The sequence below is a fragment of the Streptomyces plumbidurans genome (assembly GCF_019857225.1).
GTDB lineage: Bacteria > Actinomycetota > Actinomycetes > Streptomycetales > Streptomycetaceae > Streptomyces > Streptomyces plumbidurans.
This window is the reverse complement of sequence record NZ_JAFJSY010000035.1, coordinates 81,072-94,675: the sequence shown is the minus strand read 5'-3', so window position 1 is coordinate 94,675 and position 13,604 is coordinate 81,072. Positions and strand designations below refer to the sequence as shown.

The window sequence follows — 13,604 nt, the reverse complement described above, 5'->3', positions numbered from 1 at the left end:
ATTCTAACTCGGGTTCGCGGTGCGGACCCGAAACGACGTGACGGAGGGGCGAGTTATGGGTGTTTCCCTGTCCAAGGGCGGCAATGTCTCACTGAGCAAGGAGGCACCGGGGCTGTCCGCCGTCCTGGTGGGCCTCGGGTGGGACGTGAGGACCACCACCGGAGCCGACTTCGACCTCGACGCCTCGGCGCTGCTGCTGGACGCCTCGGGCAAGGTCCTCTCCGACCAGCACTTCGTCTTCTACAACAACCTGAAGAGCCCGGACGGTTCGGTCGAGCACACCGGCGACAACCTCACCGGTGAGGGCGAGGGCGACGACGAGAGCATCAAGGTCGACCTGGCGGCCGTGCCCGCGGGCGTCGACAAGATCGTCTTCCCGGTGTCGATCCACGAGGCGGACACGCGCGGCCAGAGCTTCGGCCAGGTGCGCAACGCCTTCATCCGCGTGGTCAACCAGGCCGGTGGCGCCGAACTCGCCCGCTACGACCTGTCGGAGGACGCCTCCTCCGAGACCGCGATGGTCTTCGGCGAGCTGTACCGCAACGGCAGCGAGTGGAAGTTCCGCGCGGTGGGCCAGGGTTACGCCTCCGGGCTTGCCGGTATCGCCTCCGACTTCGGGGTCAACGTCTGAGGGGAGCACGCACCCCGGGGGTGGGCGGTACGCGTTTGCCGGAGGGTGCCGGCCGTTCTACGGTCGGGCGCATGGCGGATGACGAAGTCGTTCGTGCGGCACGGCTGCTGGACGCCCAGGACAGGGCCGCGCGGCTGTTCGCGGAGATCGACGAGCGCGGGCTGGTCGCGCCGGGCGAGCGGGAGCGCGCGGAAGGAAGATCGGGCCCATCCGGCCAACGGCACCCCGCTGCGCCGCCCGGACAAGGCGGGCCGCCGCTGCCACTGGATCCTGGAGATCCATCTCGTCGACCGGGATCGGGACTTCGGCGGCTTCTACGAGGAGCTGCTCCCGCTCGGCCGACGAGGTGGAGGGCACGATGACGAACCCCGTTCCGGTCAGGATCGTCCGGTACACCGCCCTGCTGGGCTCCGGCATGCTCGCCGGGGTCGCGCTCACCGTGCTCTTCCTGGAACTCGCGCTGCGGGACCTGAACGGGCCCGAGTACGTCCGGGTCCGGCAGGCCGAGTACGCCCCCTTCACCTGGTTCATCGGCGTCCTCATTGTGCCGACGTTCGTCGCCGTGGTGCTCCTCGCCCTGCGGGCGCGCCGCGAGCGCGGGCCCGAACTGCCGCTGCTCGCCTGGGCGTTGGGGCTGATCCTAGTGGCCCTCGTGGTCACGCTCGCGGTCAACGGGCCCATCAACGTGGAGCAGACGCACTGGAGCGCGCACGCTCCGCCCGGCGACTGGGCGCGCGTCCGCGACCGCTGGCAGATCGCCCACGCCGTACGGACCGTCGCCCTGGTGCTCGCCTTCGGCTGTCTGAGCACCGCGGCGCTGGACCGCCGGCGATGAGGGCCGACCCTGAGCGCGGGCCTTCGCCGGCACGGTCATTCGCCGGCGTGGTCGTTCATCAGTACGTCGTACATACGCTAGGATCGATCACGAGCTGGTCGCCGCAACCGCGGTTGGCTGGTACTGCGTTGGTGGTCCAAGGAAAGACGCCCCGCTTCCTGCGGGGAAATGCAGGTGCAAGGCCTGCCCAGCGCTCGGAATACGAGGCCCGTTCACGCGTACGGCGTGGGCGGGCCTGGTGTGTTGTGCGCCGAGCGACGCGTCGAAGCCCCGGACACCCGCAGGCGTCCGGGGCCGGTTGCTAGTCCACGTCCACCGGACCGTCGTCCGACTTGCGGTCCTTGCCCGAGCGCAGCTGCAGCAGCGCGCTGCCGGGGCCGCCGTTGCCGTCCTCGGAGCCGCGGTTGTCCTCGGAGTTCTGGCCGTGCAGGTTCGCCCGGACCGAGTCGAGGATCGTCAGGCCCTGCGAGACCAGACCGGCCGCGATCTCGCCGAGGCCGTCCGCGCCGTTGAGGACGTTGACGTTGGCGCCGGCCAGACCGCCGGCGGCCTCCTTGACGATCTGCGGCAGCTGGTCGATCAGCATGCGGTCGAGCGCGACCCGGTCGTAGGAGGCGGCCGCCTCCGCCTGGATCTTCATGCGCTGCGCCTCGGCGGCGGCGAGGATCCTGACCCGCTCGGCCTCCGCCTCGGCCGGCTTCACGACCTCGGCCACCAGCTGCTGCTGACGCAACTGCGCCTGCCGCTGGGCCAGTTCGGTCTGCGCGGCGAGCACCTCCTGCTGGGCGTGGGCCTGCGCGAGCGGTCCGGCCTGGGCGGCCTGCGCCTGGGCGCGGTCCACCTGGGCCGAGTACTCCGCCTGAACGACGGCCGTCTGCCGGGCGTACTCGGCCTGCTTGCGGTTCGCCTCCTGCTGCGCCTCGGCCGCCGTCTGGGTGGCCTGCGCCTGCGCGATCTGGGCCTGCCGCTGGATGGCCGCCCGGTGCGGCTGCGACATCGCGTCGATGTACCCGGCGTCGCCGTCGTCGATGGACTGGATCTGCAACGAGTCCACGATCAGGCCGATCTTCGCCATCTCGGTCTTCGAGGTGTCCAGCACCTCGGCGGCCAGCTTCTGCCGCTCGGTGACGATCTCCTCGACCGTCATCGAGCCGATGATGGAACGCAGATGACCGGCGAAGATGCGCCCGGTCAGCACCGACATCTGCTCCTGGTCCGAGAGGAAGCGCTGCCCCGCGTTGATGATGCTCTCACTGTCGTTGCCGACCTTGAAGGCGATGACCGCGCGCACGCTCAGCGCGATGCCCTGACGGGTCACACAGGTCTCCGTGACCTCGGCCTCGTTCATCGACAGGGTCAGGAAGCGGGTCTTACGGAAGAACGGGACCACGAACTTGCCGTGCCCCGTCACCACTCGGAACGGCGCGCCCCCCAGTCCCCGCCGGCCCCCCGAGATCAACATCGCCTCGTCGGGAGCGGGAACGCGGTATCCGAACATGTCGTTGTACTCCTCAGTCTGCGCCGGCGGGGTCGCCGCCGAGCGCGTCCAATGGATCCACCCACTCGATGACGACGACCTCTCGACGTCCACGCGACTCGATCACGAGCACCGTCGCCCCGGTGGGCAGTGGTTCTTCGGACCAGGCGAGGAAGGTTTCGGAACCGCCTCTGACCCGCACGAGTACTTCACCCGGGCCCGCGGATCCGCGTGTTCCGATGAGCACCTTGCCCGTGCAGCCGACCACGGCTTCGTCCTGCGGCATCACGCCGGCTCTCTCCTGTATAGGCCCATGATTCAGACGATAGACCCACCCGGGTCGGCGACCCAATGGGGATGGCATCAGCGGACCGCGCGGGCCGTGCCGGGCCGGCTGCGGGTGGGGCGGACCGGCCGCCTCCCACATCTATCCCCGGACACATACCGAGCGGTATACAGACTCCGTCGCGTGTGACGCCCGCACCCCGGGTGCCGGTTCCACGCGACGTCCACGTCGTGAGGGGCGGATCCGGGGGAGGGTCGCATGACGGACGGCAGACGTGCGGACGACAGGCGTTCGGGAGCGGCGGCGAGACGCAGGCAGAGGATCGCGGTGGGGGTGGCGCTCGGCAGCTGCGCCCTGGTGGCCATGTCGACGTCGCCGGCCGCGGCGCACGGCGCGGGACACGGCCGCGGCACCAGCTACGCGGCGCTGGGGGACTCGTACACCTCGGGTCCCGTGATCCCCACCCAGGTGGACGCCAACTGCGCGCGCAGCGACCACAATTACCCCTCGCTCGCGGCGAACGCGCTGAAGGTGTCCGCGTTCAAGGACGTGAGCTGCGGCGGGGCGACGACCGAGAACATGTGGAAGGCGCAGGGCACCAACGGCCCCCAGCTCAACGCCGTGCACCGGGACACCGATCTGGTGACGGTCCAGATCGGCGGCAACGACATCGGCTTCGGCTCCATCATCGCCACCTGCGCCAAACTCGCCCCCGAGGACCTGAGCGGGGCCCCGTGCCGGCGCTACTACACCTCGTCCGGGACCGACCAGCTCGCGCTCAACATCCTGCGCACGGCGCCGAAGGTCGATGCCGTCCTGCGGGCCGTGCACGCCAGGGCGCCGCACGCCCGGGTGCTCGTCGTCGGCTACCCGGACCTGCTGCCCGACGACGGCAGCGGCTGCTACCCGACGGTGCCGTTCGCGACCGGGGACTTCCCCTATCTGCGCGACACCGGCAAGCGGCTGAACCTGATGCTGCGCCTGGTGGCCCGGTGGAACCGGGCGGAGTACGTCGACACCTACCGGCCCACCCGCGGCCATGACATGTGCAAGGCGCCCGCCGTCCGCTGGATCGAACCGCTCCAGCCCACCTCGCCCGCGGCCCCCGCGCACCCGAACGCCAAGGGCGAGGAAGCGATGGCGCGTGCGCTGCTCGAACGCCTGGACAAGGGACACGGCCACCGCTGAGCGTGTCATACGCGCAGTTCCCTGGCATTGGTGTGACGTCGGTGCCGGGACGGAATGAAAGGGGCTGAACGGGCAACGTACCCCTCCATGCCCCGTTTCATGCCCCGTACACACAGCACCCGGCAGGTGGTCCGATGACGACGGCGACCAGGGCGACCGGGTCGCCGTCCGCCATCTCGACCACACCCTCCGCCAAGAGATCCACCCCCGCCCCGGCGCCGTCGCTGCCCTCGCTCACCGGGCTGCGGTGGATCGCGGCCCTGCTCGTCTTCGGACTGCACGTGAACAACTTCGGCTATTTCGACGGCACCGGCGGCCGCATCGTGAGCTGGGCGTTCGGGGCGGGCGCCACGGGTGTGTCGTTCTTCTTCGTGCTCTCGGGGTTCGTGCTGACCTGGTCCGCGCGGCCCGGCGACCGGGCCCGCACCTTCTGGCGGCGCCGTGTCGCCCGTATCGTGCCGGTGCATCTGGTGACCGCCGCGATCGCGCTGGTCATGGCGTACACACTGCGGCACCAGACGAAGCCGACGCTGGGCCAGGGGCTGGCCAACGTGCTGCTGGTGCACTCCTGGTGGCGCCCCTGGTGGCAGACCCTGGACCCGGTCAGCTGGTCCCTGGCCTGCGAGGCCTTCTTCTACGCCGCCTTCCCGCTGCTGGCGCTCCTGCTGCGCCGTCTCGGTGCCCGGGGCGCGACGGTGCTGGCCGGACTGTCGGTCCTCGCGGTCCTCGCCGTCGCCTGGGTCAACGCGCACGACTGGCTGAGCCAGCCGCTGGACTCCTTTCCCGCCGCACGCCTGCCCGAGTTCGTGCTCGGCATCGCGATCGCCCGCCTGGTGGTGCTCGACCGCTGGCGGGGGCCCGGCCTGGAGGCCTCCCTCGCGCTGGCGATCATCGGCTACTTCCTCGTCCCGCAGGTCACCACCGACTACCGGGCCACCACCTGCACCGTCGTCGGCTTCGCCCTGCTCATCCCGGCCGCCGCCGTCGCGGACCTGCGCGGCCTGCCCTCGCTGTGGCGCGGGCGGCGGCTGGTCAGGCTCGGGGAGCTCTCGTTCGCCTTCTACATGATCCATCTGCTGGTGCTGAGCGCCGGCACCAACGTGATCGGCGTCAAGCCCCGCTACGGCACGCCGGAGGCACTGGCCGTCACCGCGGTCGCCTTCGCTGTCTCCCTCGGCCTGTCCTGGATCCTGTACGAGACGGTGGAAGGTCCCGCGAGACGCCTGCTGCTGCGCAGGCGCCGCCCCGCCGCGAACAGCCCCGCACGGCAGACGACGTAGACGACGTGGAGCGGATGACGTGAAGCAGGTGACGTAGAGCCGATGACCGCCGGCCCGGCGCGGCGGGCGCTCAGCCCGCCGGGCGTGCCGCCGGGCCCGGCAGGACCGTGACCTCGGTCGGGGAGAGGGCCGTGTGCTCGTCCGGGCACTCGACGACGACCCGGACCGGGGCGCCGCAGTCGCGGTGCCGGATGTCCAGGACGGGGCCCTCGGGGTCCCCGACGTAGGTCTCGCCCCACTGCCGCAGCGCCACCAGGACGGGCCACAGGTCGCGGCCCTTGGGGGTGAGGCGGTACTCGTGCCGGGTCCGGCTGCCGCGCTCCTGGTAGGGGACGGTGACCAGGATCCCGGCCGCGGCCAGCTTGCGCAGCCGGTCGGCCAGGACCGCCTCGGAGAGCCCCACATGACGGCGGAAGTCGTCGAAGCGCCGCACCCCGTTGAAGGCGTCGCGCAGGAGCAGCAGCGTCCACTTCTCGCCGACCAGGTCGAGGGTGCGCTGGACCGTACAGTTCTCGGTGCTCATCTCGAGCCACTTCATGGGGCCATCGTAGGGCACCTGGCTTCGTCATTGACAGTCAGCTGCGGGGGAAGCTAGCTTCGAGAAACAAAGTCAGAGAGGAAGCGCAGCCGCATGGAACGCACTCGTACGTACGACTGGGACGACCCCGCGATCTCCGCGGCCGCCGTCGGGCACGGCTCCGGCCTGCACTTCCTGCGCGAACTCCTGGCCGGCCGGCTGCCCGCGCCGCCCATCGCCGCCACCCTGGGCATGGACCTCGAAGAGGTGGACCACGGGCACGCGGTGTTCTCCCTGGTGCCGGGCGAGGAGCACTACAACCCCATCGGCAGCGTCCACGGCGGCGTCTACGCGACGATGCTCGACTCGGCGGCCGGCTGTGCCGTGCAGTCGACGCTGCCGGAGGGCATGGCGTACACCTCGCTCGACCTGAACGTGAAGTTCCTGCGCCCGGTCACCGCCGACATGGGCAAGGTCCGCGCCATCGGCACCGTCCTCAGCAGCGGCCGCCGCACCGCCCTCGCCGAGGCCCGCCTCCTCGACCCGTCCGACCGCATCCTGGCCCACGCCACCAGCAGCTGCATGCTGTTCCCGGTGCCGGGGGCCTGACGCCCGATTCCCTTGCAGTTCAGTCCTGTTGCCGGCGTTCGTCCATGCCCGCCATCAGGGCCTGGTGGCTGCGGCGGAGCCGTCGTGGCCGCCCGCCCGTCGGCCGGCTCGTGGCCGGTCCGGCGACTACGCCGGCCTCCCACCGGGTAGGCAGTCCCCGTTCCTGCGACCAGCCTTGGAACAGCCCTCCTCGCGAACGCGCGAGGCCGAGCCCGGGAGTTGCCCGTGCGGAAGCTGCGACTGCGACTCATCCTCGCGCTGCTCACCATGACGGCCGGCGGCATCGTGTTCGCCCCGACGGCGTCCGCCGCCGAACCCTGCGGTGCGGGATGGCTGTGCCTGTACAAGGGCCGCAACTTCACCGACATGGCCTACATGACGCAGCGGCACGGCTACTGCCGCAACCTCCTCGACTTCGGGATCACCAACGTCGGGTCCTACCGCAACAACCAGTCCGTCTACGTCGACTTCTTCGACCCGAGCGGCGACGACCTCGTATGGAGCATCCGCAACGGCGGCAGCAGCTCCGATGCCACGTCGTTCACGGACGAGCGCTTCGTCTGCACTCGCTGAGGCCCATACCGGCCTGCTCGTGAACGACTGGCCGCAGGGCACGCCTGCCGTGTTCCTCTCGCGCACGGGTGCACAAGCCGGTCGGCGAGGAACTGCGTGCGCTCCACAGGCAGTTGCTCACGGCCGCAGTCACCGTGGGCGACGCTGAACGGCGGCCGCTGAACCCGTCGGCCGGCCGGACAACGGCAGCCACCGGCGCCTGCTCGCCCACAGCTGATTCGGCACCGACGCCACACGCCTGCCGGCGGGCCCGCACTCGGCGCGGATGTACGACCGCGACGGCGGCGAGCTGCTTGCTCCAGGCCTGTACGTGGACCTGCCGCCCCGGCACTCCCGAGTGCCGACCCTGAGCTGACTCACGCCCGTGGTACAAGCGGACCATGACCAACTGCTGCACCACCCCGCGCCGGACCGGGGGTGTCCGATGACCGAGGGTGTCGACACGCCGGACCGCCGTGGCCGCACCGGCCTTGACCGCACCGGACTCGAGCTGACCGGGAACCCGCGCGTGAAGGTGCGGGAGGTGAAGCTGCTCTCCAGTCACTGGTACGTGGAGCGCGCCACCACCTTCGACTTCCGGCACCGTGACGGCACCTGGAGCACCCAGCAGCGCGAGACGCACGACCGCGGCAACGGCGCCACCATGCTGCTGTACGACAAGGACCGCGAAACCGTCCTGCTCACCCGGCAGTTCCGCTTCCCGGTGTATGTCAACGGCCACCCCGACGGCATGCTGATCGAGACCCCCGGCGGGCTCCTCGACGACGATGACGAGCACCCCGAACTCGCCGTGCGGCGCGAGGTGGTGGAGGAGACCGGGCACACCATCGGCGACGTCCAGCACGTCTTCGACGTGTACATGAGCCCGGGCTCGGTCACCGAACGCGTCAGCTTCTACGCCGCCGCCTACGGGGCCTCGACCCGCACCCACGAGGGCGGGGGCCTCGACGAGGAGGGCGAGGACATCGAGATCGTCGAACTGCCCTTCCGCCGCGCCCTGGAGATGATCCGCACCGGGGAGATCAACGACGCCAAGACCATCATGCTGCTGCAATGGGCGGCCCTGGAGGGCCCGTTCGCCGATCGGGCCGGGACCCCTTGACTTCAAGTGCGCTCCAGGCTGAAGACTCCCGTCTGTGCCCGAACACCCGGGCGTCAACGGGAGGGACACCATGAAGTACCGCACCATCGGAAGCGACCCGGCCCGCCGCCGTGAGGTCAGCGTCATCGCCCTCGGGGCGATGCTCATGGGCTCACGCACGGACGAGAAGACGTCGTTCGCCGTCCTCGACCGCTATGTCGAGGCCGGCGGCACCTTCATCGACACCTCCGACAACTACGCCTTCTGGGAGGACGGCGGCCAGGGCGGCCAGAGCGAGGAACTGCTCGGCCGGTGGCGGCGCAGCCGCGGCATCGGCGACGAGATCGTCATCGCGACGAAGCTCGGCGCCCGCCCGCTCGCCGCCGGCACCAGCTACGTCGACAACCCCGAAGGCCTCTCGGCGAAGGTGATCCGCGAGTCCTCCGAACGCAGCCGGGAGCGGCTCGGCGTGGACAGGCTGGACCTGCTCTACGCACACATCGACGACCCCACCGTCCCCCAGCGCGAGACCGTGGAGGCCTTCGCCGCACTCGTCGCCGAGGGCACGGTCGGCCTGCTCGGCGTGAGCAACCAGGCCGCCTGGCGGGTGGAGCGGGCCCGCGCGATCGCCGCCGCGTCCGAGCTGCCGGGCTACGAGGTCCTCCAGTACGCGCACAGCCACCTGCGCCCGCGCACCGACGTGCCCGACGACATGTTCCCGGACGGCAGCCTCGGCCACGCCGGACCCGACCTGCTCACCTATCTGAGGGCCGAGCCCGGTCTGACCATGGTCGCCTACTCACCACTCCTGAAGGGCGCCTACGTCCGCCCGGACCGGCTGCCCTCCGACTTCGACCACCCGGGCACCCCGCCCCGCCTCGCGGCCCTGCACGACGTGGCCCGCGAGACCGGCGCCACCGTCAACCAGGTCGTCCTGGCCTGGCAGTTGGGCGGCAGCCTCCCGATCGTCCCGCTGGTGGGCGCCTCCTCGGTGGCCCAGCTGGAGGAGAGCCTCGCGGCGGCCGACCTGGAGCTGACCCCGGACCAGCGCTCCCGCCTGGACGCCGCCCACTGACCCGTCAGGCGCCGTCCCCCGCCCTGCGGTAGCACGTGAGGACGGCCGGCCCCTCCTGGTCCGCCGACACGCACTCCAGGTGCATCGGCGGGCCGCCCGCGGGGAAGAGGGGGACGCCCGTGCCGAGGACCGTGGGGAAGGTGAGCAGACGGTATTCGTCGACCACGTCCTCGGCGATCAGGGCGCGGGCGACGCTCGGGCTGCCCGTGACCACCACGTCGCGCTGTTCCTTCTTGACCTCGTCCACCAGGTCGCCGTCCAGGACGCTGGAGTTCCGCCAGGCAGAGACGTCGGTGAGGGTGCGGGTGGCGACGAGTTTGGCCGCGGCGTTCATGCGCTCGGCGAACGGGCCCTCGCGTCCCGGCCACAGCCGGGAGAACAGCTCCCAGGTGGTACGGCCCAGCAGCATGACCCCGTCGTCCAGGCTGGCCCCGAGCCGGAACTTGTCCCAGTCGACCGCCTCGGGGCCGTGCCGGAACGCCCAGCCCCCGCCGGGTGTGCCCGCGCGGCCGTCCGGGTCGGACACAATGCCGTCCACCGTGGTGAGTGCGATGACGATGACGCTCATGGTGATGTCCTCTCGACGGATGCTCACCGGTACGTACCGGCGCCACCGCCCGGACTCATCGCCCGTCGCCGGAATTCTTCGCGGAAATCTTTCCGGGCAGCTCGAACGCCTCGAAGACCCGCGGATCGGCGAACACCACGTTGCTCGCGATCCGCCCGCCGCTGACCGTGAAGACCTGCAGCGTGTGCAGCCGGTGCCCGCCGTCAGGATCCGGCGCGTACGCGGCGAGCGCGGGCTGCCCGGAAGCGGTCAGCGGCCGCGTCACCCAGCCCGTGCCGCGCAGCGCGAACGCACGGTCCATGAACAGGCCGTAGTCCCGGCGGCCCCGGAACCACAGCGGCACCGGCGGCATCTCCAGCACGGCCGCCTCGGTCAGCAGCCGCACCAGCGCCGGTACGTCGGCCGCCTCGAAGGCCCGCGCATACCGCCGCACGACCTCCCGCGCCTCGGCGTCGTCCGGCTCCGGCACCTCCCCGGGATCGCGGACGCCGGCGATCGCGGCCCGCGCCCGCTGCAGTGAGCTGTTGACCGCGGCGACCGACGTGCCGAGCTGCTCGGCGACCTCCGCCGCGCTGAACTCCAGCACCTCCCGCAGCACCAGCACCGCCCGCTGCCGCGCGGGCAGCAGCTGCAGTGCCGCCACCAGCGTGAGCCGCAGATCGGCGCGCGCCTCGACGTCGTAGCGGGCATCGGGGAACGGCTGCAGCCACGGGATGTCGAAGGTGGGCGTGAGCGGCGCCCCCGGGTTCTCGCTCGGGGCGCCGAGACCCGACGGCAGCGCCCGCCGGGCCCGGCCCTCCAGCGCGGTCAGGCACACGTTCGTCGCGATCCGGTACAGCCACGTGCGCACCGACGCGCGCGAGGGGTCGTAGCGCTCGCGGGCCTTCCACGCCCGCAGCATCGTGTCCTGCACCAGGTCCTCGGCCTCGTGGAACGAGCCCACCATGCGATAGCAGTACGCGACCAACTCACCCCGGTACGGCTCGAACTCCATGGGGTCATCATGGACCCATGAGCCCTCTGCCCGGCGAACAGTCCGTCCGCAGCACCCCGGAAGGCCTGCTCTGGGAGCCCGGCGAACGCTGGGTGCGCGGCCGCAAGGGCGACGTCACCGTCGTCGACAGCCGCCACCCGGTCCTCGTCTGGGAGCCCTCACTGCCCGTGCCGCAGTACGCCTTCCCGCGCGGGGACGTCCGCGAGGACCTGCTGCGCCCCGCGAAGAACCCGCGGCCGGGCGCGCACACCGGATCGACGATCTTCTACGACCTCGAAGTCGACGGCGAGCTGCTGGAGAACGCCGCCTGGACCTTCCCGGCCGCGGACCTGGCCGAGTACATCGCCTTCGAGTGGTTCGAGCGCAGCGGCAGGGGCCTGGACCACTGGTACGAGGAGGAGGAAGAGATCTTCATCCACCCCCGCGACCCGCACAAGCGCGTCGACGCCCTGCCCAGCAGCCGTCACGTGCTGGTCGAGGTCGAGGGCCACGTCCTCGCCGACACCATCCGGCCCGTGCTGCTCTTCGAGACAGGTCTGCCGACGCGCTACTACGTCCCGCCCGAGGACGTCCGCCTCGACCTCCTCGAACCCACCGACCACCACACCGGCTGCCCGTACAAGGGCACGGCACAGTACTGGTCGCTCGGCGTCGAGGCCGACGTAACGCCCAACATCGTCTGGAGCTACCCCGAACCACTGCCCGCCGTGGGCCCGATCCGCGGACTCCTCGCGTTCTTCAACGAGGCCGTCGACATCACCGTGGACGGCGAGCGCCTTCAGCGCCCCGTCACGCCGTTCAGTGCGATGCTCAGACGGAGCAGCCCACATGGGCCAGGGCCTGCTTGAGCAGGACGCCGTGGCCGCCCGGCATCTCGCTCTGCACCGCCTCCGAGACGGCCTCCTGGGGGCTGAACCAGACCAGGTCGAGGGCGTCCTGCCGGGGCCGGCAGTCGCCGGTGACCGGGACGACGTAGGCCAGCGAGACCGCGTGCTGGCGCGGGTCGTGGAACGGCGTGATGCCCAGCGTCGGGAAGTACTCCGCGACCGTGAACGGCTGCAGTGAGGCCGGCACCCGCGGCAGCGCGACCGGGCCGAGGTCCTTCTCCAGATGCCGCAGCAGGGCGTCCCGGACCCGCTCGTGGTGCAGCACCCGACCGGAGACCAGGGTGCGGCTGACCGTCCCGTCCGGGCCGATGCGCAGCAGCACGCCGACGCTGGTCACTTCGCCGCTGTCGTCGACGCGCACGGGCACGGCCTCGACGTACAGGATCGGCATCCGGGCGCGCGCCGATTCGAGATCGTCGGCGCTCAGCCAGCCCGGAGTGGTTTCGGTCATGTCAGACATTGCTTGATCATACTTTCAGGAGGGGCCGGGGAGGCCGTAGACCCGAAGGGCGTTGTGTGCTCCTGCCCACTCGGCGATCCGCAACGCGTCGGGCAGGCCCAGCTCGTCCGCGGCCACCCGGTCCTGAAGCAGATCGCCCAGACCGCGGCGGAAGGCGAGCGCGCCGAGATGGTAGAACTCGGCCACACCATAGGCGTCGGAGCTGTACAGCAGCTTGCGGAACGGCGTGATCTCCAGCGCCTCCTCCAACACCGCGCGGGCGCGCGCAGGGCCGACGTAATGGAGGGTGAGACCCACGTCGAGGTACACCTGCTCGAACACCGCCGCCAGATAGGCGGCCTGGCGCTGGTACGGCCAGCAGTGCAGCAGCAGCACCGGGATCGCGCCGCCGGTCAGATGCAGCCAGTCGGTCAGGTGCGTGGGGTCGGCCCGGTGCATCCGGATGTCGTTGTCGCCGAAGCCGGTGTGCAGCTGGAGCGGAAGGCCGAGGTCGACCGCGGTCCACAGCAGATGCCGTACGAGGACGGGATCGTCGAGGCGTCCGCCGCGCGCCGACCAGCCGCGGGCCGCGCCGGTCACCTCGGCCGGGGACGGGCGCGCCGGGTCGAGGTCGAAGCCGGTGCGGTAGGCGGCCACGGACTTCACCCCGACCACGCCCGGACGCGCCACGGCCCGCTGCGCGGCCGCTCGGAAGGCGTCTCCGTACGCGTCCGGCTCGACACCCCCGGCGGCCACCGCCTCGGCGACGCTCTCCAGCCGTACGACCTCGTACGCCGTCCCGCCCGCCGCGTCGGCCAGCTCCGCCGGAGTGGTGAGGCGGTCCGGCGCGTACCCGGTGTCCACGCAGAACACGCCGGTCCCGGAAGCGGCCAGGAAGCGGCGGTTCACCTCGCTGGGGCCCAACTCGGCCCGCCGGGCGAGGTATTGATCGGGCGGCGCGTGCCGCGGCAGGTCCAGCAGCGGGGCGCAGTGGCGGCGCACGGCCACGCCGACGGGGCTGTCGAAGGACGAGATCCCCGGCCAGCTGCCGCCCTCGGTGATCAGCTCCTCGAAGCCCTCCTGGGTCAGCTCGGCACCCACGACGCCGTGGCAGTGGTGATCCACCAACGGCAGCGCGTCGAGCGCCTCGCGGACCGCGCCCAC

16 protein-coding genes and 1 pseudogene are annotated in these 13,604 nt (G+C 71.3%); 10 read left to right on the top strand and 7 right to left on the bottom strand.

Annotated features, from left to right (window positions below; all coding sequences use genetic code 11):
* The first annotated feature begins 55 nt into the window (after positions 1 to 55).
* The 3 genes and pseudogenes from JYK17_RS23050 to JYK17_RS23045 all read left to right on the top strand — a co-directional run bounded on the left by JYK17_RS23050 (position 56) and on the right by JYK17_RS23045 (position 1,466).
* Complete coding sequence (locus tag JYK17_RS23050) at positions 56 to 631, top strand: TerD family protein (RefSeq protein ID WP_128801318.1); 576 nt, start codon at positions 56 to 58, stop codon at positions 629 to 631.
* Positions 632 to 841: 210 nt separating this feature from the next.
* Positions 842 to 967: pseudogene (locus JYK17_RS40645) on the top strand (M24 family metallopeptidase); the annotation flags it as partial.
* 22 nt (positions 968 to 989) lie between these two features.
* The gene (locus JYK17_RS23045) at positions 990 to 1,466 is read left to right on the top strand and encodes an anthrone oxygenase family protein (protein WP_222811107.1); all 477 of its coding nucleotides are present in this window, start codon (positions 990 to 992) and stop codon (positions 1,464 to 1,466) included.
* Positions 1,467 to 1,767: 301 nt separating this feature from the next.
* Here JYK17_RS23045 and JYK17_RS23040 read toward each other — a convergent pair whose 3' ends face one another.
* Positions 1,768 to 2,964: an SPFH domain-containing protein gene (locus JYK17_RS23040; protein ID WP_108012128.1), complete on the bottom strand. Its 1,197-nt coding sequence runs from the start codon at positions 2,962 to 2,964 to the stop codon at positions 1,768 to 1,770.
* A 13-nt stretch (positions 2,965 to 2,977) separates the two neighbouring features.
* Positions 2,978 to 3,229 carry an NfeD C-terminal domain-containing protein gene (locus JYK17_RS23035; protein WP_108012129.1) on the bottom strand — a complete coding sequence of 84 codons (252 nt, stop codon included), beginning with the start codon at positions 3,227 to 3,229 and terminating at the stop codon, positions 2,978 to 2,980.
* 258 nt (positions 3,230 to 3,487) lie between these two features.
* Between JYK17_RS23035 and JYK17_RS23030 the strand changes: the two genes are divergently transcribed.
* The gene (locus JYK17_RS23030; protein WP_206660134.1) at positions 3,488 to 4,417 is read left to right on the top strand and encodes an SGNH/GDSL hydrolase family protein; all 930 of its coding nucleotides are present in this window, start codon (positions 3,488 to 3,490) and stop codon (positions 4,415 to 4,417) included.
* A gap of 134 nt (positions 4,418 to 4,551) precedes the next feature.
* Positions 4,552 to 5,697 carry an acyltransferase family protein gene (locus JYK17_RS23025; RefSeq protein ID WP_128801316.1) on the top strand — a complete coding sequence of 382 codons (1,146 nt, stop codon included), beginning with the start codon at positions 4,552 to 4,554 and terminating at the stop codon, positions 5,695 to 5,697.
* Positions 5,698 to 5,767: 70 nt separating this feature from the next.
* On the opposite strand, the gene JYK17_RS23020 is transcribed toward JYK17_RS23025, so the two are convergent.
* On the bottom strand, positions 5,768 to 6,235 hold the full coding sequence (locus JYK17_RS23020) for a winged helix-turn-helix transcriptional regulator (protein WP_108012132.1): 468 nt from the start codon (positions 6,233 to 6,235) through the stop codon (positions 5,768 to 5,770).
* Between the two features lie 93 nt (positions 6,236 to 6,328).
* On the opposite strand from JYK17_RS23020, the gene JYK17_RS23015 reads away from it, so the two are divergent.
* The 4 genes from JYK17_RS23015 to JYK17_RS23000 all read left to right on the top strand — a co-directional run bounded on the left by JYK17_RS23015 (position 6,329) and on the right by JYK17_RS23000 (position 9,552).
* Positions 6,329 to 6,823: a PaaI family thioesterase gene (locus tag JYK17_RS23015; protein ID WP_108012133.1), complete on the top strand. Its 495-nt coding sequence runs from the start codon at positions 6,329 to 6,331 to the stop codon at positions 6,821 to 6,823.
* Between the two features lie 225 nt (positions 6,824 to 7,048).
* Positions 7,049 to 7,396 (top strand): peptidase inhibitor family I36 protein, encoded by a 348-nt coding sequence (locus tag JYK17_RS23010; RefSeq protein ID WP_108012134.1) that lies wholly within the window; start codon positions 7,049 to 7,051, stop codon positions 7,394 to 7,396.
* Positions 7,397 to 7,820: 424 nt separating this feature from the next.
* The gene (locus tag JYK17_RS23005) at positions 7,821 to 8,498 is read left to right on the top strand and encodes an NUDIX domain-containing protein (protein ID WP_108012135.1); all 678 of its coding nucleotides are present in this window, start codon (positions 7,821 to 7,823) and stop codon (positions 8,496 to 8,498) included.
* Positions 8,499 to 8,568: 70 nt separating this feature from the next.
* Positions 8,569 to 9,552 carry an aldo/keto reductase gene (locus tag JYK17_RS23000; protein ID WP_222811106.1) on the top strand — a complete coding sequence of 328 codons (984 nt, stop codon included), beginning with the start codon at positions 8,569 to 8,571 and terminating at the stop codon, positions 9,550 to 9,552.
* Positions 9,553 to 9,556: 4 nt separating this feature from the next.
* On the opposite strand, the gene JYK17_RS22995 is transcribed toward JYK17_RS23000, so the two are convergent.
* Positions 9,557 to 10,120, bottom strand: coding sequence for a dihydrofolate reductase family protein (locus JYK17_RS22995; protein ID WP_108012137.1), 564 nt, complete (start codon positions 10,118 to 10,120; stop codon positions 9,557 to 9,559).
* A gap of 55 nt (positions 10,121 to 10,175) precedes the next feature.
* The gene (locus tag JYK17_RS22990; RefSeq protein ID WP_222811105.1) at positions 10,176 to 11,114 is read right to left on the bottom strand and encodes a sigma-70 family RNA polymerase sigma factor; all 939 of its coding nucleotides are present in this window, start codon (positions 11,112 to 11,114) and stop codon (positions 10,176 to 10,178) included.
* A gap of 17 nt (positions 11,115 to 11,131) precedes the next feature.
* Here JYK17_RS22990 and JYK17_RS22985 point away from each other — a divergent pair, with 17 nt between their 5' ends.
* Positions 11,132 to 11,962 (top strand): DUF427 domain-containing protein, encoded by an 831-nt coding sequence (locus JYK17_RS22985; RefSeq protein ID WP_222811104.1) that lies wholly within the window; start codon positions 11,132 to 11,134, stop codon positions 11,960 to 11,962.
* On the opposite strand, the gene JYK17_RS22980 is transcribed toward JYK17_RS22985, so the two are convergent.
* Together JYK17_RS22980 and JYK17_RS22975 are read right to left on the bottom strand one after the other, a co-directional pair.
* A complete protein-coding gene (locus JYK17_RS22980) occupies positions 11,925 to 12,461 on the bottom strand; it encodes an NUDIX hydrolase family protein (RefSeq protein ID WP_108012140.1) in 537 nt (178 codons plus the stop codon). The two genes, JYK17_RS22985 and JYK17_RS22980, sit on opposite strands and share 38 nt — an antisense overlap.
* Positions 12,462 to 12,476: 15 nt before the next feature.
* On the bottom strand, positions 12,477 to 13,604 hold the full coding sequence (locus JYK17_RS22975; RefSeq protein WP_222811103.1) for an amidohydrolase family protein: 1,128 nt from the start codon (positions 13,602 to 13,604) through the stop codon (positions 12,477 to 12,479).